At 68.0% G+C, this 24,918-nt stretch carries 19 protein-coding genes, 1 tRNA gene and 2 pseudogenes; 13 read left to right on the forward strand and 9 right to left on the reverse strand.

Annotated elements, in window-relative coordinates; translation table 11 throughout:
- Positions 1 to 137 precede the first annotated feature (137 nt).
- The 4 genes and pseudogenes from JS521_RS03510 to JS521_RS03525 form a co-directional block, all read left to right on the forward strand.
- Positions 138 to 785 (forward strand): annotated as a pseudogene (locus JS521_RS03510) (PP2C family protein-serine/threonine phosphatase); the annotation flags it as partial.
- A gap of 104 nt (positions 786 to 889) precedes the next feature.
- Positions 890 to 1,219, forward strand: a complete 330-nt coding sequence (locus JS521_RS03515; RefSeq protein WP_307847761.1) for a DUF1932 domain-containing protein — start codon at positions 890 to 892, stop codon at positions 1,217 to 1,219.
- A 565-nt stretch (positions 1,220 to 1,784) separates the two neighbouring features.
- The gene (locus tag JS521_RS03520) at positions 1,785 to 4,061 is read left to right on the forward strand and encodes a hypothetical protein (protein WP_205081221.1); all 2,277 of its coding nucleotides are present in this window, start codon (positions 1,785 to 1,787) and stop codon (positions 4,059 to 4,061) included.
- 82 nt (positions 4,062 to 4,143) lie between these two features.
- Positions 4,144 to 10,302, forward strand: a complete 6,159-nt coding sequence (locus JS521_RS03525; protein WP_205081222.1) for a hypothetical protein — start codon at positions 4,144 to 4,146, stop codon at positions 10,300 to 10,302.
- A 405-nt stretch (positions 10,303 to 10,707) separates the two neighbouring features.
- Here the strand turns inward: JS521_RS03525 and JS521_RS03530 are convergent, their stop codons facing one another.
- From JS521_RS03530 to JS521_RS03555, 6 genes are all read right to left on the reverse strand, one after another.
- Positions 10,708 to 11,037 carry a MazG-like family protein gene (locus JS521_RS03530; RefSeq protein ID WP_205081223.1) on the reverse strand — a complete coding sequence of 110 codons (330 nt, stop codon included), beginning with the start codon at positions 11,035 to 11,037 and terminating at the stop codon, positions 10,708 to 10,710.
- Positions 11,038 to 11,063: 26 nt separating this feature from the next.
- The gene (locus tag JS521_RS03535; protein ID WP_205081224.1) at positions 11,064 to 12,386 is read right to left on the reverse strand and encodes a UDP-glucose dehydrogenase family protein; all 1,323 of its coding nucleotides are present in this window, start codon (positions 12,384 to 12,386) and stop codon (positions 11,064 to 11,066) included.
- A gap of 107 nt (positions 12,387 to 12,493) precedes the next feature.
- Complete coding sequence (locus JS521_RS03540) at positions 12,494 to 13,726, reverse strand: SIR2 family protein (RefSeq protein ID WP_205081261.1); 1,233 nt, start codon at positions 13,724 to 13,726, stop codon at positions 12,494 to 12,496.
- A 97-nt stretch (positions 13,727 to 13,823) separates the two neighbouring features.
- Positions 13,824 to 14,033: a hypothetical protein gene (locus JS521_RS03545; protein WP_239486747.1), complete on the reverse strand. Its 210-nt coding sequence runs from the start codon at positions 14,031 to 14,033 to the stop codon at positions 13,824 to 13,826.
- Positions 14,030 to 14,248 (reverse strand): hypothetical protein, encoded by a 219-nt coding sequence (locus JS521_RS03550; protein ID WP_111381863.1) that lies wholly within the window; start codon positions 14,246 to 14,248, stop codon positions 14,030 to 14,032. The genes JS521_RS03545 and JS521_RS03550 overlap by 4 nt, the downstream gene beginning before the upstream one ends.
- A 283-nt stretch (positions 14,249 to 14,531) precedes the next feature.
- Positions 14,532 to 15,761, reverse strand: a complete 1,230-nt coding sequence (locus tag JS521_RS03555; RefSeq protein WP_205081226.1) for a helix-turn-helix domain-containing protein — start codon at positions 15,759 to 15,761, stop codon at positions 14,532 to 14,534.
- Between the two features lie 198 nt (positions 15,762 to 15,959).
- Here JS521_RS03555 and JS521_RS03560 point away from each other — a divergent pair, with 198 nt between their 5' ends.
- Positions 15,960 to 16,802 carry a DUF1932 domain-containing protein gene (locus JS521_RS03560; RefSeq protein ID WP_205081227.1) on the forward strand — a complete coding sequence of 281 codons (843 nt, stop codon included), beginning with the start codon at positions 15,960 to 15,962 and terminating at the stop codon, positions 16,800 to 16,802.
- A gap of 273 nt (positions 16,803 to 17,075) precedes the next feature.
- Here the strand turns inward: JS521_RS03560 and JS521_RS36425 are convergent.
- Positions 17,076 to 17,451 (reverse strand): annotated as a pseudogene (locus JS521_RS36425) (DNA-binding protein); the annotation flags it as partial.
- A gap of 265 nt (positions 17,452 to 17,716) precedes the next feature.
- Here JS521_RS36425 and JS521_RS03565 point away from each other — a divergent pair.
- From JS521_RS03565 to JS521_RS03590, 6 genes are all read left to right on the forward strand, one after another.
- Positions 17,717 to 18,121 (forward strand): WXG100 family type VII secretion target, encoded by a 405-nt coding sequence (locus JS521_RS03565; RefSeq protein ID WP_205081228.1) that lies wholly within the window; start codon positions 17,717 to 17,719, stop codon positions 18,119 to 18,121.
- A gap of 40 nt (positions 18,122 to 18,161) precedes the next feature.
- Positions 18,162 to 18,461, forward strand: a complete 300-nt coding sequence (locus JS521_RS03570; protein ID WP_205081229.1) for a WXG100 family type VII secretion target — start codon at positions 18,162 to 18,164, stop codon at positions 18,459 to 18,461.
- 89 nt (positions 18,462 to 18,550) lie between these two features.
- On the forward strand, positions 18,551 to 20,215 hold the full coding sequence (locus JS521_RS37350; protein ID WP_205081230.1) for an RNase A-like domain-containing protein: 1,665 nt from the start codon (positions 18,551 to 18,553) through the stop codon (positions 20,213 to 20,215).
- Between the two features lie 217 nt (positions 20,216 to 20,432).
- Positions 20,433 to 20,831, forward strand: a complete 399-nt coding sequence (locus JS521_RS03580) for a hypothetical protein (RefSeq protein WP_239486748.1) — start codon at positions 20,433 to 20,435, stop codon at positions 20,829 to 20,831.
- A 10-nt stretch (positions 20,832 to 20,841) separates the two neighbouring features.
- The gene (locus tag JS521_RS03585) at positions 20,842 to 21,147 is read left to right on the forward strand and encodes an RNase A-like domain-containing protein (RefSeq protein ID WP_205081263.1); all 306 of its coding nucleotides are present in this window, start codon (positions 20,842 to 20,844) and stop codon (positions 21,145 to 21,147) included.
- A 12-nt stretch (positions 21,148 to 21,159) separates the two neighbouring features.
- Positions 21,160 to 21,849 carry a contact-dependent growth inhibition system immunity protein gene (locus JS521_RS03590; RefSeq protein ID WP_205081231.1) on the forward strand — a complete coding sequence of 230 codons (690 nt, stop codon included), beginning with the start codon at positions 21,160 to 21,162 and terminating at the stop codon, positions 21,847 to 21,849.
- Between the two features lie 286 nt (positions 21,850 to 22,135).
- On the opposite strand, the gene JS521_RS03595 is transcribed toward JS521_RS03590, so the two are convergent.
- A tRNA-Gly gene (locus JS521_RS03595) sits at positions 22,136 to 22,209 on the reverse strand.
- A gap of 558 nt (positions 22,210 to 22,767) precedes the next feature.
- Between JS521_RS03595 and dcd the strand changes: the two genes are divergently transcribed.
- Positions 22,768 to 23,343, forward strand: a complete 576-nt coding sequence (dcd, locus tag JS521_RS03600) for a dCTP deaminase (protein WP_047177783.1) — start codon at positions 22,768 to 22,770, stop codon at positions 23,341 to 23,343.
- Between the two features lie 6 nt (positions 23,344 to 23,349).
- Positions 23,350 to 23,850: a phosphoribosyltransferase gene (locus JS521_RS03605; protein WP_018514097.1), complete on the forward strand. Its 501-nt coding sequence runs from the start codon at positions 23,350 to 23,352 to the stop codon at positions 23,848 to 23,850.
- 76 nt (positions 23,851 to 23,926) lie between these two features.
- Here JS521_RS03605 and JS521_RS03610 read toward each other — a convergent pair whose 3' ends face one another.
- Positions 23,927 to 24,910 (reverse strand): Yip1 family protein, encoded by a 984-nt coding sequence (locus JS521_RS03610; protein ID WP_205081232.1) that lies wholly within the window; start codon positions 24,908 to 24,910, stop codon positions 23,927 to 23,929.
- Positions 24,911 to 24,918: the final 8 nt, after the last annotated feature.

Consider the following 24,918-nt stretch of genomic DNA (forward strand, 5'->3'; position numbering starts at 1 on the left):
CATCATGACGACGCACGCCGACGACCTCGCGGCGCGCATCGGCGCGCCCGTCGAGCTCGCCGGCGTGGGCCTCCGCCCGCCCCCGCAAGTGGGGGGGGGGAAAGACCCCCCCCCCCCCCCCCCCCCCCCCCCCCCCCCCCTTGGGGGGCGGCGACTGGTACGACGCGTATCCGCTGCCGACGGTGCCGCCCGCGACCCGGACCGCCCTGATGGTCTCAATCGGCGATGTCATCGGTCACGACGTCCAGGCCGCCACAGTGATGGGCCAAATCCGCAGCATGCTCCGACAGGCGAGCCTCGACGACCCGGCCCACTCTCCCTCCGCCGCCCTCGACGCGATCGACCGGGCCATCGGCACCCTGCCCCTGGGTCTGGGTGCCACAGCGGTCCACGCCCGCCTCGACCTAGACGACGGTCGGTGGCGGCTGACCTGGTCCAACGCCGGACACCCGCCGCCGCTGCTGCACACCCCGGAAGGGGGCGTCTTGTCCCTGGGCGACCACGATCTGCTCCTCCTCGGCACGTCAGAGGACGACCCGCCCCGCCACGACCACACGCGCGACCTCCCGCCGGGCAGCGTGCTCCTCCTCTACACCGACGGCCTGGTCGAACGCCGCGACGCGGACATCGACGTCGGCACCGCCCGCACGACTGCCGTGCTCGCCCGCCACCGCGACAAACCCCTGCCCCTTCTCCTGGAAGCCCTTTCCGAGGGCCTGGCGGACATCCCGCAACGGGACGACGTGGCGGTACTCGCCGTCCGAGTCACCCGGACGGAGCTATGACGGACCACCGGCTCCTATACAAACGCGGACCTCACGCGCCGTCACCCGACGCTCGCTGAGTCGGGAATCAACTCACAGCCGAAGCCGAGGCCCTGATCCGCGAGATCCTCTCCGGCCCGGAGTGCGTACCGAGGGTGCCAAGCCGGGGCCGACGCTGGGCGCCCGAGACGGCAGAAGTCGCCGATACGCTCCGCGCGGCGGACCTGCCTCCGGAGACTGCGGAGGGTACGGCTCAGGTGCTTGCTTTCTGGGAGCAGGTAAGAGCCAGTGCGACTTGCCGGTCAAAGATGTCCTCGCCCAGTTCCGGTCAGGGCAGAGCATGTAGACGAGTCCAGACAACAAACAAGGCCCGGGTCGATGACCTGGGCCTTAGTCGTGGAGCGGGTGACGAGAATCGAACTCGCGCTCTGAGCTTGGGAATCAGCGGTGCTTGAGCCTCCGGAAGTCCTCTGACCTGCACTTTCCTGCGCGGAAGCTGGGGTCGCCAGGGTCTCTGGAGGCTGTACCTGACCGCTGTTGTCCGCTCTGCTGGGCACGGATGGGGCACGAGGGCAGCGGTGCGGCGGGCCCTGTCAGGCGGGGTGCTTGGGGGTGGGCCGACGCGTCAAAGAGGGATGACGCGGATCTGGTTGCGACAGAGTTTGGTCATGTCGTCGCTGTCGGGCGTCAGGGGGCGTCCCGATTCGGTTGGCGAGAGACCTCGGGGGCCGTGCCGCCGATGGGCATGCATGTGCCTTGGGTTTCTGGCCACGCTTTCCAAGCGCCCTCTGTTCGCCTGCGGCTGGATCACCCCCTGCCGTGACGACCTGATCAACTGTGACCCGAGTCTCCTTGGGCGGTCAGAGAAGCACATGCGCGAGTCCCGGCTCTTTCCTTTCCTCCGGCGAGGCGCGAGTATGAGGGCATATGCGAGGAACACCGGTGACCGGAGCTTCGTCGGAGGGGACTTCGGACGGGGTTTGGCGGCCCTATATAGACCCTCCGCTGATTACTCCCTGGATGATCAGGCCGGGAGCCGGCGAGCCGGCGGACGAAGCGCGGCTGCGTCGATATCTCCTTGCTCTCGTCGAGCGGCGAGCCACTCCCGTCCACGTCGCGGTCGCCTTTAACGCCGTGTACTTCGGCTTCGACACGGACGCCGCAGGATACGCGGGCGGGCCACTGGACATCGGTGACTTCCCCTCGGTCGCCCTCGGCGACGAGATGGCGGCGTTACCGGTCGGCGCGATGATCAACGTACGGACCGGCGGCGATCTGTTGCCTGCGGAGATCGTCTACAAGGAGGGTGCCCACGAGGCACTCGGCGTCGAGGGCGATATACCGGGCTGGTTGTCGGGTGCCCCCGCCGGCGCACAAGGGCCGGACCAGTTCGACGGGACGAAGGACACCTCGCTGCGCGAGCGACTGGTCTTCGACGCCGACGCGTTCGGGCCCGGGCTGGCTGCTTCCGGTGCACGCCTGAACAGGCTGATCCGCCGCGGCACTATCGACGCGCACGGGTCCTTGGTCGTCAACAGTCTGTACGAACGTTCCGGCGACGGACCGCCTGAGAGCGACCTCGACGATACGTCGTATTACCTGCGCTATCTCATGACGCGCGGCAGGGAGCAGTTGGACAGCTCCCTCGCCCCCATGCCACTGCCCTTGATGCTGCCTCCCGGCGCCACTTCGCAGGACAGGGAGGCGGGACTGCGGAACCTTGTGAACGTGGTCCGGCGCGCTCTCGCATCGCTGCCCGGGATTCGCCTGTGGGGGGAGTACGCCTTCACCCGCGCCGCGATGGCGGACCGCCTCGCCGACGGCGGACCGCTGGGACGTGACGCCTTGGAGACACTCGCTCGGTCCGTGGCCCGCAGCGCGGCGCCGATCGTCAGCCGGGGGACAGCGGTGCGGAGACGGCCGGTCTACACCGCTCTCGGGCCCGCACTGTGTTCTCTGCCCGAGGCCGCGAGGCTGATGCGGGGCACGGGGTACCCCTCGGCCGTCCTCCACGCCAACGTCGTACTGATGGACCACGTACGGCGTGAGGCCGACGAGAAGACGGGCCTGCTGCCCACCGGCGTCCGGGTCGCCCTCGACGACCGCTGGCAGGGCGGCGGAGTGTGGCGGGCCGAGCACGTGGGGGACGGTCCGGCGTCGGACGTGCTCCGGGGGGCCTCGGAGGAGCCGAACGGGCGGGGTTGGGCGGAATGCCGGGAACGCCAGGCTCCGAGGGCGCCCGTGGTGGAGCCGGAGCCCGGAGACTCGGACCCAGGGATGCCGTGGCCGGACGAGCCCGATCTCGGGGGACCTGTTCTGGTTCACGAGGGGCCGGGCCGGCTGGAGTGGCAGCAGCCCCTGCGCGCCCGACAACTGGAGGGCGGCTACCTGCCGATGCCTCCGGCTGTGACGACCGGGCAGGGCACCGCGCAACGGCCCGGCCGCGCACCACGCGACGGATCGGGCCTGCTGCCGAGTCCGGGTCCGAGCCCGGACGTCGTCTTTCGCCTGGAGCACGACGGTCAGCCGTCCTCCGTACAGCGTGTCCGGATGGACGAGGAGGGATGGCTCGTCGGACTGCACTGGCCGTCCACCTGCTTCCCCGGCATCCTGCTCGACCTCGCCTGGCAGCGCGGCAGCCGGACCGTGGAGGCCCGGACGACCGCGCTGATCCGGCCGAGGACCGTCGACGGGGAGTCGATCGAGTACCGGTACGACCAGAGGGTGCGCACGAGGGACGGCGCGCGGCAGCGGCCACCGGATGACACACCCCTCGGACGGACCCGGTGGCTGGTCATGACGGCGGTACGGAGGTTCGGCCTGCTGGATGTCGTCGGCCGGGCCATGCTGGCCCGTGAACTGCTGGCCCCGGCCCTGCTTCTGGTCATGACCGATGCCCCGGAGGACCCCACGGCCGAGCTGGTGGACGCGGCGGTAGTCGAACTGCTTGCCGCCGGGGCGCTGACCTGCCTACCAGGCAGCCAGGGCGACGACGGGCGGCCTCACCACCCGACACGGATCGGCGAGCGCTTCGTCGAACTGCTCTGCTACACACCACAGGTGGTGGAGGACCGCCCCCGAGGTCACGGGGATACGGGGGACGGTGCTTCGCAGGTCCGTGCGAAGGCCGTACATCATGTTCCGGGATCTTTACGCTACATAGGCCATTTGGGGTACGAAGCGAGCCCGGAACAGCGACGCTTGTTCCGACAGGACTTTCTGAAGTTCGGCCTCGTCGGCAGCCCTGAGCTGCCCCCCGGCTACACCTACGTACGGCCGCATCAACGGGGCTGCTGAACGGCCGTTCCCGCCCCATCAGTTCGCAGGAGTTCGTGTGACATCACCCCGTCATGGAATGCACTTGTGCAGAGAGTCGGACGTGCCGTTCTCCGTGGCGGGGGAGGCGTCGGACACGCCGGCTCTCACCGACGCCCTGGAAGCGCTGGCCCAGGCGCTCCGTGCCCTGCCGTCGCCGGTCGGTGCGGCCATCGAACAGCTTCAACAGGCTGACGTGGAACATGCGTTGAACTCCACCCCGATGCAGTGGCGACGCCACATCCTCGGCGCGCTGCGGATTCCGGTGGCGGGCACACGCGTGAGCCCGGCCCTGTGCCGTGATGTGCTCACGCGGATGGGCCGGGATCCGGTTTCTGCCAAGTCACGCCATGCGGCCAGTCACTTGACCCAGCCACTTCTGAACGACCTTCTGCTGGCCGCTGATTCGGGTGAACCGCTCACCCGGCGCTGGAGTCCGGTCCTGCTCCGGCTGGCCGGGTGGGTGCATCTGCGGGTCAGCGAGGAGGACGGGGCGCTGTGGCTCTGGGCCCTTGAACAGCCCTGGATGACAGACGGTTTGCCGCCCAAAACGATCGCGGCGGTGCGTGAGGCCGCCCGACGCGTGGCGGAGCTCGCCCCGGCGCCGCAGCCTCCAGGAGCAGAGAACGACTCCACCTGCTCTGGCACGGAACCGGCTGTGACGGCGGCCCCACAGGAGCCCGTGGACCATGACGGGAGCGTGGGGCTCCAGCCCGACGCCGCGGCGCTCACCGTAGCCGTCGAGCGGGTGGAACGGGTGCTGGCGGCGGCCCGCGAGCCGGTCCGGCGGCTTGCCGACTCGGTGTCCGCGCAGAGTCGTCCGGCCGACTCTGACCTCGTCTCGCTCCACGAGCTCACGGCGGCGTTCGATGACGCGCTGGCTGGATTCAGGACCTTCGGCGCAGAGCCTGCGCCCGACCTCGGCAGCCTGCGCGAACGCGCGGTGTCGGTGGCCGAGACCCTCGCTTCCGAAGCACTGCGCACCCGGCTTGCCGACGTGGACGGGCTGCGCCGTGCGCCAGGGTCCGCCTCCGCCCTGTCCGCCGTCGTGTCCGAAGCCCGGGAGGCCGCCCGTGCGCTGCTGGCCCGAGCCGATTGGTCCCAGCAGGACAGCTCGGATGCCGAGGCCCTCGGGATTCTCCTGAGGATGGTGGAACTTGCCCACAGCGGCGAGGAACGCTCGGCCGAGATCCTCGGGCTTCTCCAGGAGATGTCCGCGAAGGCCCCCGCGTTCCTCGTACTGGCAGCGCAGTGCGGGGATCTGACTCTCGGGCCCGCCCCGGACGCCGATCTCGCCTCCTCCCCCGGAACAGACACGGAGCCAGCCCAGGACACGACCGCGGACGGGGCGGCAGGAGCGGTGGCGGAGCCTGCCGCGGGAGGGGGAACGGGAGCGGATTCCGAGCCCGGCGAAGCAGCCCACTCCGATGCCGTACGGGCTCACGGCGACCTCGACACCTCCGGCCCGCACCCGCACGGGAGCCCCCGTACGACGGAGCCTGGTCCGCCGAGGCCCGGGGCCCCCGCAGACCGTGGCGTCGCATCCGGACCGCGCCGGGACCCCGCCCCGGGGGAGGACCGGCAGCCCGCCGAGCTCCCGGCACAGCCCGAAGCGCCGTCCCGCTCCACCGAAGCGGCGGACGGTTCGCTGCTCACTGCCGCACGGCACCGGCCCCCGTCCCCTGCCCCCGCTTCCGCGCAGCCCCCCGCTTCGAGCGCCCACCTGCCGCAGCAGCGCCCGCTTCCGGCCGGGAAGACGGACCCAGCGCTCGGGTCGGGTGAGTCCCCGGAGGCCGTCCTCGCCCCCTTGGTGGCCGAACACCGCTACGGGGCCGCCGCGGCGCTGGCCGAGCAGAACGCCGAACCCGTATGTCGTTCCTCCGCCCTGCGGATCTCCGCGTACGCCCTCGCGCTGCGTTCCTCCAGCGGAGAGTGCGCCTCGCGGGTACGAGCCGAACTGGCCGGGATCGACGTCGACGCCCTCGTCCGAAGCCGCCCCGACGCGGCTCTCGTCACGGCCGCTCTGCTGCGGGTCGTACTCGTGACCGGGGACGCTGAGACCAGCGCCCCGCTCCAGCAGGTGGCCGCCGTACTGCCGCCGAGCCTCGTGTCCGTGGCCGACGAGGTCTCACGGTGCGCGCTTCAGTCCATGCTGCTGCATTCCCCGCCGCTCGCCCTGGCGCGCGGCACGGCCGAACTGGAACGCTTCCTCCAGGAGGCCCGCGAGGAATGCCAACAGGGCTTGGACCAACTGCCCCGCATCCGGTTCAACCGGGCCACCGAAATCACCCGGCTCTGGCTCGCGCCCTCTGGACTCATCGGCAGCCTGCTCCAGCGGGCCGCCGACGACGACAGGGACGGCCTGGACGAGGTCGCGGACGGCGTGCGGAAGCTGGCCAACGGGTCTGCCCTCCAGGACGAACTCAACGAGGTCGACCGCAGGCTGATGAGATCCAGCAGGAGCCGACTGGAAGGCCCCGCCAGGCAGAATCTGCTTCGGCTGATGAACGACCGACTGCGTTCGGTCGACAAGTGGGTCGTCGCGGCTCGCGCGCTCGACGTCGGAGCGAACGACTGGAGCGTCGACCAGGTCCAGGCGATGCGCGCGGCCGTGCTGGCTCTGCGCGACCACGTGTTGGACGACCTGTCGGCGCAGTCGCTCGCTGATGACGCCTACACCCAGGCCGCCATGCGAGCGGCAGCGGATTCGCTGCGGCTCACCTTCGATCTGCTGTCGGGCGACACTCGGCTCGATCCCGCCGAGTATCCGGCGGAAGTTGTCCTGGGCAGGGACCTCTTGAAGCTTCCCGGCGTGCGGGTGGAAGAGGCGACGGGGCGCGTGATTCCACCTGAACTGACCGCCGAGAGAATCATGGAGAGCGCCCGACGGTCGTGGCTGGACGTCATCGACAGCCATCGGGCGGCCGAACGGTTCGACCTCGCGGCTCATCTCCTGGGTCTCTCAGAGATGCGCCTCCTGCCGCCTGGCCCGAACGGCCACGAAGAGCTGACCGACGAGAGCGTGCACCTCGCGGTGGGGGAGGCGGCACGGCACACGGCGGCCGCTCTGGAAGGCAAGCGGCGGGTACTGGAGGACTCGCTGCGCCGCACGCGCGTCAACGGCGTCTTCAAGGAAGAGGAGGAGCGCGACTTCGAACACCGCCTTCAGGCACCCGCGTTGACCACCAAATCCGACCTCGCCTCCGCACGGCAGCGGCTCGACGGATTGTCGGAGGAGCTCGAACGCGCCCATGCGACGGCCACGGCCAAGCTGCGGGCGCGGCTCATGGAGATCCCCGGTCTGAAGGCCGAGGACTTCGCACGGGTGACTCCTCTTCTCGACGACGGCGATCTGCTGACCGCCGAGGAGCTGATCTCCCACCTGTCCAACGGCGAGAGCATCCCCGACACGCGCTACGGGGACCACCCGCTGAACGCCTTCTTCCCCTCGGTGCCCGATGCCCTGCCCCAGGGAATCACCGAGGAACTCATTCGGGCGGTGCGGAATCGGCAGCGCTTCCAGAACCTTGACGCACTGGACTTTTCCGCCATGTCCCAGGAGTTCACCGATCAGGCGGCCAACGGCCTCGCGGGATGGCGAGAGATGGCCTCACGACGGGGCGTCAGGAGGACGGAGGGCCTGAGTGAGGAGAACCTGCTGATGCCGGCGCTCCGTCTCATCGGTTACCGAAGTCTGCGCAAACCGCAACGTGACCGCCAGCGCAGCACGACACCCGAACACCGGTTTCTGGACCTCCAGGAGGTCCGGTACACGGGAGAAGCCCTGGTGCCGTCCTTCGGGTCCGCCCTGCGCGGCAGGCTGCGGGTCATGCTGGCGTGGGGCCAGCCGACTCCGGAGGCGCTGATGGCCCGTGTGCAGCAGAACCCCAGCCAGGAGAGCCTGCTCGTCGCGTACTTCGGCACCCTTTCCGCGCACGCCCGGACATTGCTGGCAGCGCTCAGTGTCGGCCGTCGGCCCATGGTGGTGCTGGACGACGCGGCCCTCGCCTATCTCGCAGCCCGGGGGAATCAGTTGCTCGACCCGGCGATGCGGGTGTTGCTGCCGTTCTCGGCCGTGAATCCGTACGTCAGTGAGAAGCGCGGCCGGGTGGCCGAGGAGATGTTCTTCGGACGCCTGGAAGAACTCGGCTCCGTACAGAACCCGGTGGGCAACCAGGTGGTGTTCGGGGGCCGGGGGCTCGGCAAGTCGGCGCTGCTGAAGGAAGCGGGCCGGAAGTTCACCGCGCAGGCGCCCACGGCTCACATCAGCATGGCTATCAGCCTGGACTCCACCTACAACGGCACCAGTGCCCAGTCCTCGGCCGTGTGGAATCTCATCGGGCGCAGGCTGCTGGAGGAGGACGCCCTTCCGCTGCCCAAGCGTGTACGGGCCGACGCCACCCTCACCTACGACAACGTGCTGACCGGCATCAGGACCTGGCTGAAGGCCGACAGCAGCCGACGGATGCTCATCATGCTGGATGAGGCGGACGGATTCTTCGAGTCGGACTCGCCGAGGTTCACCGAGACCAGGCGGCTGCGTGATCTCAGTTCCGAGACCAACGACGGTGTCAAGATCGTCTTTGCCGGGCTCCACTCGGTGCAGCGATACGCCACCCTCGCGGCGAACAATCCGTTCAGCCACCTCTCGCAGCACCCGACGGTCATCGGCCCGCTCCAGCCCCAGGACGCGGCGAACCTGCTGCTCAAACCGCTGGCCGCCCTGGGATACCAGTTCCTGGAGCCGCAGTTGGTGCACCGCATCCTGGGCCACTGTTCGTACCAGCCGTTCCTGCTCCAGATGTTCGCGCACCGGCTGGTGCAGACCATGCACGCCAAGAGGCGGGAGGCGAAGTCGGGGCCGCTGCACTTCATCGCCCGCGACGACGTCGAACGCGTACAGTCCGACAAGGACCTCCAGCGGAGCATCACCGCAGCCTTCCATGACACCCTGCGGCTCGATTCCCGGTACAACATGATCGCCAACGTGGTGGCGCACCACGCTCATCACCACGGGATCGACGCCCGGATGACCCACGCCGAACTGCGCGACGAGTGCACCTATTGGTGGGCGGAGGGTTTCAGGGACCTGGACCCGGACCAGTTCCGCGCCTACCTCACGGAGATGGAGGGCCTCGGCGTCCTCGCCCCCGACCCGGACCACCGGGGCTGGCATCTGCGGAGCGCCAACGCCCTCAGCATGATCGGGACGTTGGAGGACGTGGACGCGCAGTTGGAGAACACCTCCAGTCGGCAGGTCACCGAGCGGCTGACAGCCCTGGAGACACGGCACAAGTCCGCGAAGTCGCACTCCCACTGTCCGCTGACCGCCGCACAGATCGCGGACATCCTGCCAGGCAGGCAGGTCTCCGGTTCGGAACCGGGACGCCGGAACCTGGCTCGGGTCGTACTCGGCTCTCCCGCCACCGGCGTGAACCGGGTCACCACTGCGCTGCGCGAGATCGCTGAGACCACCGGCTGGAAGATGCCGCATGTGGCCCGAAGGGCCGACTTCGAGCGTGAGCTCGTCGGCGGCGAGCCGGGGATGGGCAGGCTCGTGGTCTCCGACCTGACCGTCAAGTCCCCCGGCGAGCAGTCCTGCCTCATCTCCCCGGAGCTGGCGACCACCCGAAAGCCGGACGGCCCGGGGGTCACTCGCTCCGCCGTGGTCGTGGCAGGTCTGGAGCAGCTCACCCTGTGGGCCTCGTTGCTGTCGGACGACCAGACGTCCGGCGTGGGAGTCGTCCCACTGCGACGCTTCACCCGACACGGGCTGCGCACCTGGTCCCTCGACCAGAACTCCTTCACGTCGGAGGCGGCGCTGCAGCGGGTGGCGGAGACCACGGGCGGCTGGCCGCTGCTCGTCGACCAACTCTCCGAACAGGTATCCCGCGGCGACTCGGAGGGCGCTGCCCTGAAGTCCGTCCGCGGTCGGCTGGAGAGTATCGAGGGCGCGGTCGACTTCCTGGCCCAGGTGGGTCTCGTACCGGAGACGTTCCGATGGTCGGCGTTCACCGCTGTGATGGAGTTCATGACAGAGCAGGGCCTGCCGTTCGAGGACCTGGAAGCAGCCGTCGGCGCCGCCGGCCTGGACCCTGGGCCGGAAGCCACCGATGCCATCCGGATCCTTCGCGCCCTCCAGGTCTTCGACGTGGACGCGACCGGTCTGCACAGCCCTGAACCGGTGCTGCTCTCCTGTTGGTCGAGGGTTACTAACTCCTAATCAGGTCTACACGACGATGAGGTCCCAGGCCGACGACCTAGGACCTCACATGAGAGCGGCTGACGAAAATCAAACTGGCGTTCTAAGCTTGAGAATCGACGCGATTCCAGCTAGTTGCACAGCTGTGGCAAGCAATTGACGGCGTCACCTCGGAGGCGCCGTGGTGACCCCGCGGGCTCAGTTCTCGGCTCATGCCCGTCTTGTCTACCGACTGCTGGCGGGTGTTGATGGCGGCCGCGCCGAGGGGACCGAAGGCAGGAGCCCGGGCCCAACCAGAGCCGGGTGCCTTGATGGAGTAGGGAAAGTTCTACCGCGCTGGGAGCACGTGCCTGCCGCAACTTGTGTGTCTGATGTGGCCGTCGACCGCGTTCACCGGGAGCGCCCCACGACCACGTCCGAAGGTCGTCAGGCCGCCGCAACGGCCTCGCGGCCTCTGCGCGTCCTGCGATGAAGGATCTCGGCGAAGGTGTCGCGAGCGCCCGTGGGGTCGATGTAGTGCATGGCCAGGAGCGCTGCAATGACGGCGCCGACCAGGTCGTTCTGGACCTCGGACCAGGTGTGGTCGTCGCCGCAGGTGGTGAGGCCCTTCAGGCCGTGGAGGGCGTGCATGGCCTCGCCGGCTTCCTCGGCGACCTTGCCGACCTGGAGGGCTTTGAGCTCCTCGTCGGGGAGGTGGGCGCCGGCTGCTCGGCAGACGGCGGAGAGCTTCTCGATGTTGTCCCACAGGGTGTCCACGTCGGACCTCCGATCGATGGGTTCGGCTATTCCTGTGCGGGGCGTCCGAGCTGGCGTACGGTCCATCCGGCCATGCGCCAGGCGTCGGCGTCGATGAGGTTGCGGAGGTCGACGAGGACCTGGTCCGCGACCAGTGGGGCAAGGGCCTTGGGGTCGGCCTCACGGAAGTGGGGCCATTCGGTGGCCAGGACGATCAGCTCAGCTGCCGCGAGGGAGTCTTCGAGGCTTTCGCAGTAGTCGAGTTCGGGGTGGCGACGCAGTGCTGTGGGCACGGCGTGCGGGTCGTGGACGGTGACGGCCGCGCCGCGCTGGTGCATGAGCGCTGCGATCGCCAAGGCCGGGGATTCGCGGACATCGTCGGTGCCGGCCTTGAAGGAGGCGCCCCAGACGGTGATGCGTACGCCGTCGACGGGTCGTCCGAGCGTCTGCTCGATGAGCCTCAGCGCGGCGGTGGGTCGGGATTCGTTTACCTCTTCCGCCGCGCGCAGCATGGTCGCTGCCTCGGCGGCGCCCAGGGTGCGGGCGGAGGCGGTGAAGGCGCGGACGTCCTTCGGGAGGCAGCCGCCGCCGTAGCCGGGGCCGGCGTTCAGGCCACCGCGGCCGATGCGAGGGTCCAGGCCGATGGCCTCGGTGAGCTGCTGGACGTCGGCTCCGGCGGCGGTGCACATGTCGGCGACGCCGTTGATGAAGGAGATCTTCATGCCGAGGTAGGCGTTGGCGGCGCCCTTGATGAGTTCTGCGGTGGCGGGGTCGGTCACGAACAGCGGGATCCCGTTCGCCAGGAGGGGCGCGTAGACCTCACGTACCGCGTCCTCGGCGCGGGCCGAGGGCACGCCCACGACGATCCGGTCGGGGCGCAGAGTGTCGTCGATGGCGTGGCCCTCGCGCAGGAACTCGGGGTTCCAGACGACCTCCACGTCCTCACCTGCCGGGGAGAGCCGGGCGAGGAGAGCACCGAGGTCGCGGGAGGTGCCGACGGTGACCGTGGACTTCCCGACAATGACGGTCGGGCGGGTCAGGTGCGGGGCGAGGGCACGGGCTGCGCCGAAGACCTGTCCGGTGTCGTAGCTCCGTCCGTCCGCGTCGATCGGCGTGCCCACGGCCAGGAAGTGGATGTCGGCGAACTCGGCCGCCTCGGCGAGGCTGGTGGTGAACCGCAGGCGTCCAGTGGCGGTGTGGGTGCTGAGGAGTTCGGGCAGGCCGTCCTCGTAGATGGGGCACTCACCGGCGTTGAGGCGGTCGATCTTCGCCTGGTCCAGGTCCACGCCGATGACCTCGTGGCCGATCTCGGCCATGGCAGCGGCGTGGGGGATGCCCAGGTGACCACAGCCGATGACGGATACGCGCATGTGTCGACGCTCCTTTCCTTGTCCCTCACCCGCCCAGGGGAGTCCGGGCCGACCGGGTGCGTCACGCTAGCGCCAACACCCGGCGCGGCCCTCTTCGTGCAGGTGGATCAACCAGCCTGTTGCTTGAGCAGGTTGACGAGGGCGGGCAGTGCCTCGGCGGCGGTTGCCCGGCACACCAGGTCGCCGTCCTGGGGGCCTTCCAGCGGGTACGGCATGAACTGGCCGTCGCGCCAGAAGCCCTCCGGGTCCAGGTAGACGACCTGCATACCGCGAGCGCGGGCGCGTGCCTGGACCTTGCGTCGGTCGGCGTGCAGGCCGACGACGAGGAGGGCCTTGGCGCCGTCCACCCACTCGACGTCGGGTACGGCCTGGTCGTAGCGGCGCATGAAGCACTCGTCGAGCCCGGCGCGCGCCGCGAGCACGTCGAAGTTGTTGGTGATGACCGGGCCGACGAGGTGCCCGGCGTCCATCAGCTCCTTCAGCGCCCACATGGCCGGAGTCGGTTCGGCCAGGAAGCAGGCGCGGAACATCTCCACGAATTCCGCAGTCTTCTCCTCCGGATCCGTCAGTACCTCGTGGAGGAGCGTGTCCGCTGTCGGGGAGAGGGTGAAGCGGTGTTCCCGAGGCTCGTGGCCCTGGCGGTCGGTCACCCGGTAGATCTCGTGGAGCCGGTGCAGGGGCGGGATACCCGCCTCGACCGACGTACCGCAGCCGATCTCCACCTGGAACGGCAGCAGGTCCGCGAGGACGGACAGGTCCGGGACGCGGGTCGGCGTACCGGGGCGGTCCTTGCACCTGACCCCGGTGGAGAGGACGTTCCACGGCAGCTGCCGCACCGAGGGCGGCGGTGCGTAGGACACCGAGGCGATCTGCACGTCCAGGCTCCGGTAGCCGACGGGGAGGGTACGGCCCGCAGCGGCGTCCTGGGGGTGGACGTCGTGCTCGGTGATCCGGCACTTCAGATCCCGACGTGTCCATAAGAATCCACCGGGAGCCTCCTTCCAGCCGCCGGTGGCGAGCGAGTCCCACAGGGCGTCGTGGTGCGCGTCGATCTCGTCCGCGGGAGCGGTAGCGGAGTGGTAGAGGTACAGGTCGGTCAGGCCGATGGCCGGCGCGGCGGTGGTGGGGACCAGGCCGTACCGGTAGCGGTAGTGGATGATCCGCCGCCGGGCGTCGTCGGCGGTCGTCCAGCCGCTCTGTTCGGCCGTGGCCTTCTCCTGCGTACGACGCCAGATGCCTTCCTCGATGTAGCGGGGTCGGTCGGCGTCGCCGAAGTAGGTCTTCCAGACCTGCTGTTGGTCGGGGGTGAGCTGGTCGATGACGATGTACGGGATGTCCACGATCTCTCCCTGGAGAATCACGCCTGGATGTTCCGGGTGCATGGCAGGCTCCGTTTGCCGGGAACGTGGGGTGAACGTCCCGGACAGCGGAGCGGAGTCAGTGGTCGGAGGGCGAGCTCGCGTCCGCCGAGACGGCGGCGGGCTGATGACCGAGGCCGTTGAGGAGCGGGGCGGCCTGCTCACGCAGTGCCCAGGCCGGTCCCACCAGGCCGGCGACGGCCAGAAGCGTGAGCGCGATGCCTCCGCCTTCGGAGCGTACGGAGCGCGGCGTAGCCTTTCGGGCGTGGCGTCGCCGAGGCTCGGTCACGGGGTGCCGCCGATGGCGCGTTCGTGTGCGTCGACGAGGCGGCTGATCTGCTGGTGCAGCCACTCCACCTCGGCAGAGGTGAGGATGAGCGCGCCATCGAGGGTCGATCCGTCATCCAGGTGGAACTCGATGGGAACCGATCCCTGCCGGGCACGCGGGTCGTAGACCGCGTCCCGTCCGGCCGAGAGCGTGGCGTGGGTGGCCCTCACCGGCACGGGACGGAGCGTCGTTCCGTCGGCGGGCGCGGACCAGGGGGCCCCGCCCCCGGGCGGACGCAGGTGGTACGTCGTAGCGGAGCCCTCACCGGGGAGAGCGACCACGATCCCGACACGGCCATCGCGAGCGCTGTCCGTTGCGAGGTCGCCGAGCCGTGGAACGAACGGTGCTGCCGTACCTAACTCGGCTCCCTGCGAGGGAGGATGAGAAGAACGTCGTCGCATCATGCCCCGAAGTTAGGGACAGCGCGGGCCTCGAATATGAGCCGGAGGAATACGACCCCTATCCGTCCAGGTGAAAGCGGTCGGACATGTGCCGCAGCTTCTCCCTCGTGGCTGCTCGTTCCGCGTAGACGATGCTGCGAAGCGTTGAACGGGCGATGGGATGGTTCCGTACGAGCTGCGGCGCGATCCGCTCAGCCGTCTCCAGCTCCGTGAGGGCCTTTGCCCGGTTTCCGTCCCACAGCCAGGCCCGTGCGACGTCCATGTGGTGGTGTCCCTGACGGGAGTTGGGCAGTGCCCCGACCAAGCCCGGGCTGGTGCGGCGGTTTATCTCCAGCGCCTTGCTCTGCTTGCCCATTTCCAGGGCCACGCTGATCGCGTGGATCTGCACGTTTCCGGCGGAGAACGTCAGCGAATGCCGGTCGTACACCGGTGCGCCGACGTACGCGTCCATGCGTTCCGCCGCGTCCTTCGCGTGTCCGATACGGTCCTCCGCTTCCGATGGGCGGTTGGCCCGAGCGGCGGAGATGGCTGCCCGAAGCTGAAGCGTGCCCCAAGCCCGCACGGCCAGCGGGTCACCCTGCTCGTACGGCTGTTGCACCGAGGCGATCGCCTTGTCCGAGAGGGTCAGAGCGTCGGCCCAGTCAGCCGTTGCCCACATGTCCCAGACGCGCATCCAGTCGGCGACGGCAGGCAGCACCGGATCTCCCGACAACCTGGCAGACCACGCGGCCCGTTCGCACGCCATGGCCACCAGCTCCGGGTGTCCGAGGGCGTGCGCGGCGGTGTGCGCGAACTTGCAGCACACGGCGTAGACGGCGTACGCCTCCTCCCGCTCGTGCCCGTCCGAGTCCTCCGCCAGGGCGCGCGCTTCCCGGAACAGGTCCGGGAGAACTCGGAGAATCGCGACGTTGGAGGCGGTGTCCCGCAGGCGGTGCAGCCGGGTCACCTCACGCCATAGCTGTGATGCCGGTCGCGGAACCCCGTCGAAGACGGGAACGAGGTCGTAGCGACGCAGCTCGCGCAGGATCGACGAGGCGGCGATCTGCCACTGGCTGTCGTCGGGGGAGCTGCTGTACGGGCGTCCGATCAGGTCGTTCGGATGGACGTGCAGCTCTGCGGCCACCTGGTTGAGCAGGCCGACCCGGTCCAGCTCGATCAGGCCACGCTCCATCTTCGACACCCAGCCCTGGGACTTCCCGAGGGCCGTCGCCAGGTCGGCCTGCGGCATGCCCAGTCGCAGCCTCGCCCTGCGAGCGCGCTTGCCGATCTCCTCGGCTTCTTCCAGCATCAGGACACCTCCCAGCCGCCGGACGATCCGGCGCGACCGCCGGTCTGTCCGTACAGAGTTCGTCTCCTGCACGGTACCCATGACCCGGCGTCCGCGTGAGAGGAGCTGCCAGGGCAGACCTTCACCGTTGCTGCCGGACGACAGCGGATCATGTGGATGAGGAACACCCACCACATCGCATTCCACCGGAGGCAGCCAATGACCACCGTGACCGTCCTGCACCCTGGGTCCATGGGCGCGGCGGTTGCCGCCGAACTCGTCGTCGGCGGTCACGAGGTGCTGTGGGTGCCGAAGGGGCGAAGCGAGCGCACTTGGCGGCGCGCAAGGGAGGCCGGTGCCACGGCGTGCGACTCGCTCGCGGAAGCGTTGTGCCGTAGCGCGGTCGTTCTGTCCGTCTGCCCACCGCAGGCTGCGGAGGACGTTGCGGCGACGGTGGCCGCGCACGGCTTCGCCGGGGTGTACGTCGATGTCAACGCCATCAGTCCTCAGCGCGTACGGCGCATTGCCGGGGAGGTCCGTCCAGGATCCGCTGTCGTCGACGGTTCCGTCTTCGGCCAGCCGCCAGGCGAGGGGCGTACGGCGCGGCTCTATCTCGCAGGGGCCGACTCTGCCGTCGACCTGGTGGCGTCGCTGTTCACGGACTCTGCTCTGCATGTGTGCCGGGTCGGTGACACGGCCGGTTCCGCTTCCGCTCTGAAGATGGCCTTCGCCAGCTATCAGAAGGCCGCTCGTACCCTTGCCGGCGTCGCTCACGCGCTCGCCGGCGCCCATGGAGTCGGTGATCAGCTCACAGCCGAAGCCGAGATCATGTTCTCCGCGATCCTCTCCGACCCCGAGCACGTGCCGAGCGTGGCGGCCCGAGCCTGGCGCTGGGCGCCCGAGATGGAAGAGGTCGCCGATACGCTTGGCGCGGCTGGCCTACCCACCGACATGGCCGAGGCCACGGCTCGCGTGCTCGCTTACTGGGAGCGGGACAAGGACCGGTATGACGTGTCGGTCGCGCATGCCCTCTCCCAGCTCCGGCCAGGGAGGAGCAGCTAGACAGGTCCAGACAACAAACAAGGCCCGGGTCGATGACCTGGGCCTTAGTCGTGGAGCGGGTGACGAGAATCGAACTCGCGCTCTGAGCTTGGGAATCAACGGTTCTTGGGCTGTTAAAGAGGCTCTGACCTGCGCCTTCCCGTTGGGTGGGGTGGATGGCTACGGGCTCTGGGAACCGCACCTGACCGCTGTTGTCCACTCTGCTGGGCACGGATGGGGCACGAGGCTGGCAGTGAGATCGGGAGCCTGCCAGGGTGCGCGTTCCGGGGCGGCCTGGTGGCCGCAGAGCTTGGTCATGTCGTCGCTATCGGATGTCAGGAGAACGACGGGTTTCGGCTGGAGCAGGGAGACCTCGGCGACAGTGGTGTCGATGGCGCATTTGTGACTGTGCAGCCCGGCGTCTTCGAGGCGCTGAGTTGCCGGTTTGGTCGTCTGTGTGGTGACCGGTTCTGCCTTGATACGGTGCAGGGCCCAGTTCAGGCGGGGGATGTTGGGGGGGGCTGACTTCCACGATGGTGTTCGCCCCCATCACCATGTAAGCCCCCATGTCGTGGAAGGCCTGCAGCATTGCGAGGAGCTTCCGGTCCTGCGCGATCCAGGCGGAAAGCCCTTCTGAGTCCAGTACGACGGCCTCGATGCGCTCGCTCACGCGGCGTCCGCGCCCTTGGATGAACCGGTGGTGCCGTAGATCTGCGGGCGGGCCTCGGCGCGTTCCTCGCTGTCGTGAGTGACCAGGGTGGCCGGTTTGGGCTGAGAGAGTCCCTTTCGGCTGGCTCTCGGGTCGGGGCAGCGAACGCCTCGTCGTGGACCGTGCTGCCGCCGTCGGCGTTTGAGCCGAAAGGAGCTCAGAGGGCACGGGATAGCCAAGTAGGCTGTTCTGGAACGACGTCAAGCGACGCAGACCGGGGGATGCGATGAGCGGCGCAGGCGAACAGCCAAGTCTTCGGGTGAATTCAGGCCGGCTGACGGACCTTGCCGATGACCTCGACGGTATGCAGAACTACCTGGATAAGCAGGTCAGGCGTATGGATGCGGTCGTCGATCGTATCGAGGCGGGTTGGCGGGGGCCTGCCGCCCGTGCCTATCGGGACCTCCATCGAGGTGCGGCCGAGGATGCCGTACGTATCCGCATGGTCATGCAGGCCCTTGAACAGGCTGTGAGGTTGGGCCGCGACGGCTTCACGGAGCAGGAGCTGGACCTGCTGGCACAGTTCCGGAAGGTCCAGATGGAGACGGATGTGAAGCGGGAAGTGGACGCGCTGTCGACGCCCAACACCGAAGTGCCCGACGCCCCGCGCAGCGGCCTTTCCGATCTCTGAGAACTTACGCGCCGACTGGCCGATTCTGAACGGGGGAAGAATGGCGGACGACGACATAGCCGTCGACTTCGCGACACTGCAGGACCTTTCCGGGGATCTCGAGGACATTCTTAAGCGGCTCAACGAACAGTTGGACCTGCTCTACCGCCGCGCCGAGAAGGTGGTCCTGACCTGGGAGGGCGAAGCCCGCGAAATGTTCATCGATAAGTTGGACGAGTGGGACCGCTCTGCCGCAGACCTTCAAGCGGCCCAGGCGTGGCTGCACGATGTGGTGGTCAACGGGGAGATCAACTACGCGGCGGCACACAGGGCGGTTCTGCGGGGCTGGGGCGCTGCCTGATGGCTGACTTGCCCTCTGACAAGCAGAGGCAGCGAGAACGGGACCAAGCCAGGACCGCTCCGCCCAACCGAGGTGTGGGCCGCTTTGATGTGCAGCCTCAGCACCTCTACTTCACCTCGCTCGTGGTACGCGATGCCCAGTTCGCCTATGACAAGCGGGCGAAGCAACTGATGGAGACGCTGGACAAATACAGTCAGTCGGCCGGCACGGGCTGGGGAGCGGACTCCTTCGCCGACCGGTACGGCATCGTGGCGCGGAAGTTCCTGGAGCTGTGGGCGAAGAGCGTTGTGTCGGTGGGTGGTGTCGCAGTGGGCTTCACGCAGACCGCGAACAACTACGCGCTGGCAGACTGGGCGGCAAGGAAGGGCAAGGGGGAGCCGCCGGAGGAGAAGCAACCTCCAGCGGTAATTGCTACCGCACCCAAGTATGGTCCGCCGAACGACCTTACGTGGCGTGGGGAAGGCGAGGATCACGACTCGTGGGCGATCTCCGGAATCCTCGGAGAGGTCCCGGATTTTCTCATGTTTATCATGAAGCCTGTGGTCGATGAAGGGCTGAGGCTCGGCCGTATCCATGAGAAGACGCCGGGTGTCAAGGAAGAAGAGTTCCGCGACATCGCCAGAGCTTGGCGGGAAGTCTCCAAGAACGCGAAGAAGGCGGCTGACGACTTCACGGACGCGATCTCCTACGTCACCGACCCCACGGGCAACGGCGAGTGGCAGGCCGCGATGAGAGCCTTCTGCCAGACGATCTGGGGGACCACGGCCTGGGGCAAGGCCCGCGACCAGCGGGCCGAGGTGACCGCCAAGAAGGGGACCCGGAACTGGAAGACCAACGGGAAGGTGGATCCCGCTACCAGGCAGCCCATCATTGAAGTCCTCTCAAAGAGTGCGGACGTTATTCAGGAGCTTTTCGACGACCTGGCCGACATGGGTCAGAAGACGACGGAAACCACTACGCGCCTGGCCAAGGAAGCTGCGGACAAGACGGTCGATAGCCTCACCTCGGATCTTGATCTCTCCAAACTCACCAGGCTCGCGGCCGGTCTCGTGTTTGCGGAAGTTGTTCTGACCTTCCGGTCCCATATGGACAAGGCTTCCATGGACGCGGCGGTCGGGGCCTATCACGAGGCGTTCAGTGACGCCGCGGGCAAGCTGGCCATGCTTGAGTTCGAGCTCGACGAGGCGCTCAAGAGCGTGCCCACGTTCCAGGCGGAACGGGCTCGGGCGCAGGGGTTCGGTGCTCGCTCGTTGAACGAGTTCAAGAAGGAGCACAGCTGGCAGCTGCCGGAGAGCCAGTTCCCCCACAAGTACTCGGTGGACCTCGCGGCGATGGAAGGCGTGGGCGGAGCGCATGCTCTCGACAAACACGTGGGGAAGACCGATGAACAGTTGTTTCAGCGGCTTCGAGACGAGCAGAAGAAGGAGACCGGTGATTACAATATTCCCGGCGCCTCCACCTATGCCGACATCGAGTCCGCTCAGCGATACACGCAGTACTGTCTCCGCGACAATACTGCTGAGATTGATGATTGGCTCAACGGGGATCCGCCGAAGCCGACAAAAGAGATCCGAACACCGTTCATTCCCCTTGAAGGGCCTCTAGTCGGCAATGCCGTCACCGGCAGAGGTACGATCGTGGGCGGTGACAACAAGCCTTCGGAGGTAAGAGACACTGAAGGAGTCGTGATGCGTCTTCTGTATAAACCGGACTTGAACCCGCCCTACATCGTCTTCAGCTCGATGCCCCAGTGAGAGGCCCCGAATGTGCAGCGAACCTGAACGCGAACTGACGTGCGGGCCGTCGGCAGATCTGGACGCCGATATGTGGTCGGCGGCGGTAGAGATGTACCGTCGGTACTCATTCATCGCTGTTGGTCCGCGGACCGGGGAAAACTGGCTACCCGATGTAGGCGCGATCATGCGCAGGGAGGTGGCAGACCCTCGGGGGTGGCGAGGCAAGGACCCGGAGGTGGGGGAGCCGGAGTTGCTGGAGGACCCCGCTTTTCCTTTCCGTGTGCCGCCGGTCGACGAGGAGGGTGCTGCGGAGTGGCGGAGCGGACTGTTCGAGGTTCCACGCCGTTCGGTGGTGCGCCTTCTTGTCATGCTGGCGACCAACGCGATGAACGTGCCGCGGCAACAAGGTTTCGCCGAGCGCAGAGCCGGGATGGAACGCCACGCGGCGGCGATCCTTTCACGCTTTCCTGAAGGCTCGACCTTCTTCACAAATACCACCCATGGCGGTGAGAATCCTGACTTCTATGAGTACGTTTCCACTAGCTGGCCTTTGAGCCAGTATGTCTGGGACTTCGGGCTTCTCGCGGTGTCCAGCGATGAAGTCGGCCTCATCTGGTCGTTCGACGCAAGCTGAAGTGGACAACATGACCGTACGGACCCGTTCGGCTACCTATCCGGACCGAGAAACCGCCTATTGGGCCACCCAGCAGGTGGTGACCGGCAACGAACAGAAGATCCACCGCTGGCTCGCCCAGAGCACCCGCGCTCGCCTGACCATCGAGGGCGCCTGGCCCTCTCGCGAGGTGCCCGTCGGCCGCGTGCTGCTGCAGGCGATGATGCTCGCCGGCCGCGATCCCGTCGACGTCCGCGCCGCGCGTGTCGTGCTCAAGCGTGATCCGAACAGCCCGCACGGTTTCGTCGTGCTGACCACCGTCCCGATCTACCTGTAGAGGTCCAGTGCCGTGTCCATGAAGCCGCTCGAGTTCGATCGCCGCTATGGCGAGTTGGACCAGGTGATCAGCGCGTACTCAGGCATGCTGGCCGATGACGAGCCGGACAAGCCGAGCGAGGCCCTCCAGGCCTACCTCCGCCACACCTGGCACACCCGCCCCTGGGCCCTGGCCGCGGCCGAACAGCAGATCCGCGAGTACGCGCGTAACCCGCCGGGCCGGCTGCGCCTGAGGCTCGGTGAGTTTTACCCTGTGCCGGATGTCGGCCTGCCCGATTCGGCAATCCAGGACTGGCTGGTCGTGATCGCGGATCACCTGAAGCGGTCCATTGAGCAGGGCGAAGTCCCGCCCCTGTCCACCCCCCGTACCCACTGGGAGTGGCACGCCCGCTTCCCCGAGCTCGGCCAGCTTTTCGGAGGCTGGTTCTCGCAAGACATGCCGGACGAGTTCCCGGACCACGACGCGGCCGTACGCGACTACACCGCCACCACGGATCCGCAGCTGGTTGCGCGCCTCATGGGTGAGGTGCACGAACTGCTCGTCCTCGGTCTCGAAGAATCCGACTATGCCCTTGCGGTGGCGGAGCTGGGCATGGAGGTCGACCTGCCCGAGCCGTACTCTCCGAGCGGCTGGCTGGCCCACCTCGCGGACGATGTGGGCGGATTCAAGGCGGACTACGGCCCCGGACCGGCCGCAGACTGACTGCATGCCCGTCTCGCTCACTCTGTCCGGGGGGTCGGCCCTCCAGGGCGTGATGCATCCAGGATGTGATGGTCCGGGCCGGGCAGTCCTCGGAGCAGGCCGCGATGATTTGCCAGCACTCCTACCTTGAGAGCGGCAGCAGGAGGTAGCCGACGGCTTGGACGACCTCGTGCGCGCCGCCCGTGCGAAGGCCAAGAACAGGCCTTCTGGTGCGGATCTGGTGCGCGACGCCTGAAGTGGTCCAGGCAACAAACAAGGCCCAGGTCAATGACCTGGGCCTTAGTTGTGGAGCGGGTGACGAGAATCGAACTCGCGCTCTGAGCTTGGGAAGCTCATGTTCTACCATTAAACTACACCCGCGAAGCATGCCGATCACCGGCGCTGCATCGTTGCACACTCTACCCCATGTCAGGCCCCCGGCGGATGCGCCGCGGGGCCTTCGTGTCGTGTGCCCCGGGGGGAAGTGGAGGGTGGACGGGGGTGTGATGCGCGGGAGTTGGGGGCGTAGCGTGGGTGGTCGGAGTGCCGCGTGGAGTGGCGTCCTGTTCATCCCCTAATGTGGCTTTCTCGTCCATATGTGGTTGGGGAAGGGACTTGATGGAGTCGATGGAGCGCACCGTCGTCCGCTGTGCCGAAGGGCATGTTTTCGCTACCTCGTCGTTTCCGATGCAGCAGCTCGGGGCCGACCGGATCGGGCCCGGGCGGTTGATCCGGTGTCCCCGGTGTGCCCGGTTGCGGCAGGCCGTGCCGGTGGCGTTCGAGAAGCGGTAGACCTGTACGTAGAGCGGTGGATCGGCAGAGCAGGGCGGTTGTGGCAGAGCGGTATTAGGCGGTAGTAGGCAGTCGGCGGAAGGTGTTCGGCAGGCGCGCGGGTGGTCCGGTTGGGGCGGGCTCGCGCGTTCTGCGTATCCTCGGGACGTGCTTCTCTCAGACAAGGACATCCGGGCCGAGATCGACGCCGGGCGAGTCCGTATTGATCCGTACGACCCTTCGATGGTGCAGCCGTCGAGCATCGACGTGCGGCTGGACCGCTACTTCCGGGTGTTCGAGAACCACCGGTACCCGCACATCGATCCGGCGGTCGAGCAGCCTGATCTGACGCGGACCGTCGAGCCGGAGGGGGACGAGGCCTTCATCCTCCACCCGGGGGAGTTCGTGCTGGCGTCCACGTACGAGGTGATCTCGCTCCCCGACGATCTGGCCTCGCGGCTGGAGGGCAAGAGTTCGCTCGGGCGTCTCGGTCTGGTGACGCACTCGACGGCCGGGTTCATCGACCCCGGGTTCTCCGGGCACGTGACCCTGGAGCTGTCGAACCTCGCCACGCTGCCCATAAAGCTCTGGCCGGGGATGAAGATCGGGCAGCTGTGCCTGTTCAGGCTGACCTCGTCCTCCGAGTTCCCGTACGGCTCCGAGCGGTACGAGTCGCGGTACCAGGGGCAGCGGGGGCCCACGGCCTCACGGTCGTTCCAGAACTTCCATCGGACTCAGGTGTGATCAATCGTGGCTAGTGACGTGCGGGAAAACCTTACCTACGAGGGCTTCGGGCGCGCTGTGCGCGAGCTGGCGCAGGCCGTCGCCGACGACGGGTACGAGCCCGATGTCGTGCTGAGCATCGCGCGGGGTGGGGTCTTCGTCGCGGGCGGGCTTGCCTACGCCCTTGACTGCAAGAACATCCACCTCGTGAATGTGGAGTTCTATACCGGGGTCGGGACCACCCTGGAGATGCCCGTCATGCTGGCGCCCGTCCCCAACGCGATCGACTTCTCCGACAAGAAGGTCCTGATCGCCGACGACGTCGCCGACACCGGTAAGACGCTCAAGCTCGTCCATGACTTCTGCGTCGACCATGTCGCCGAAGTGCGCAGCGCCGTCATCTACGAGAAGTCGCACTCCCTCGTGAAGTGCGAGTACGTGTGGAAGAAGACCGATCAGTGGATCAACTTCCCGTGGAGTGTGGAGAAGCCCGTCGTGCGGCGGGACGGGCAGGTTCTCGACGCGTAGGGCCTGTCGAGGCAAGACCTGTGCAGAAGGCCCCCGAACGCTTCCGCGTTCGGGGGCCTTCTTGCGCGTCACTCGCTCAGATCGTGCCCAGCTTGATGATCGACAGCAGCGCGATCAGCTGGATCGCCGACGCTCCCAGCGCCTTCGGCCACGGCAGGTCGTGCGACTTGCTCACCATCGACGTGAACAGCGCGCCCGCCGCCAGCCAGGTCAGCCAGCCCACGATCTGGACCAGGGAGTTCTCGCCGCCCAGGAAGAGGGCGAAGAGCAGGCGCGGGGCGTCCGTCATCGACATGATCAGCATCGACAGGCCCACCGTCGGCTGCCACGAGCCCGTGCCGCCGAGCTGGCGGGCCAGGGTGTGGGTCACCGCGCCGAGGACCAGGCCGCCGATGACGAAGCCGACGCCGGTGAACAGGACGTACGGGATGGCCGTCGAGATCGTCGCGTTGATCGCTTCTTCGCGCGCCTGGTCGAAGCCGAAGAGCGCGAGCAGGCCGTAGAGGAACGTGACGACCAGCGCCGGGCCCCAGACCGGGTAGTCCCGCATCTGCCAGAACGTCGGACCCGGCCGCATCACGATGCCGCTCAGCAGCTCCTTCCAGCGCAGGCGCGGGCCTGTCGGCTGGGCGGGGGCGTTGCCGGCGCGGTAGGTGTTGCCGTCGCCGTACGGGTCCTCGTCGACGCGGAAGGCCTGCGTGTGGCCCGGGTTGTTGGCGTACGGGTCGTGGGGCGCGGGGTCCGCGTACGGGTCGCCGAAATACTCCGGTTCGCCGTGGCCCCCGTGGCCGCCGCCTCCGTGGCCGTGATGGCCGCCCTGTCCGTGCCCGTGCCCGCCGTGTCCGCCCTGGCCCTGGTAGCCGCCCGCGTTGTACGGGGCGCCCTGCGGCGGTCCGTACGGCGGTGGTGCCGCGCCGTTGCCGGGGCCTCCTGCCGTCGGCCACGGCTGAGCACCGTACGGCGGCTGTGGTGCCTGCCCTCCGTACGGCTGCTGCCGCTGCTGCTGCGGTTGTTGCGGGGTGCGGTTGTCCCGGCCGCGTCCGATCCTGAATCCAGCCACCCGTCGAA

This window comes from Streptomyces durocortorensis (assembly GCF_016901035.1).
GTDB classification, from domain to species: domain Bacteria; phylum Actinomycetota; class Actinomycetes; order Streptomycetales; family Streptomycetaceae; genus Streptomyces; species Streptomyces durocortorensis.

Coding starts and splice junctions, on each gene's coding strand:
- JS521_RS03520 (WP_205081221.1), top strand. CDS start 1,785: ATGATCAGGCCGGGAGCCGGCGAGCCGGCGGACGAAGCGCGGCTGCGT.
- JS521_RS03535 (WP_205081224.1), bottom strand. CDS start 12,386: ATGCGCGTATCCGTCATCGGCTGTGGTCACCTGGGCATCCCCCACGCC.
- JS521_RS03555 (WP_205081226.1), bottom strand. CDS start 15,761: ATGCTGGAAGAAGCCGAGGAGATCGGCAAGCGCGCTCGCAGGGCGAGG.
- JS521_RS03560 (WP_205081227.1), top strand. CDS start 15,960: ATGACCACCGTGACCGTCCTGCACCCTGGGTCCATGGGCGCGGCGGTT.
- JS521_RS03565 (WP_205081228.1), top strand. CDS start 17,717: ATGAGCGGCGCAGGCGAACAGCCAAGTCTTCGGGTGAATTCAGGCCGG.
- JS521_RS03570 (WP_205081229.1), top strand. CDS start 18,162: ATGGCGGACGACGACATAGCCGTCGACTTCGCGACACTGCAGGACCTT.
- JS521_RS03585 (WP_205081263.1), top strand. CDS start 20,842: ATGACCGTACGGACCCGTTCGGCTACCTATCCGGACCGAGAAACCGCC.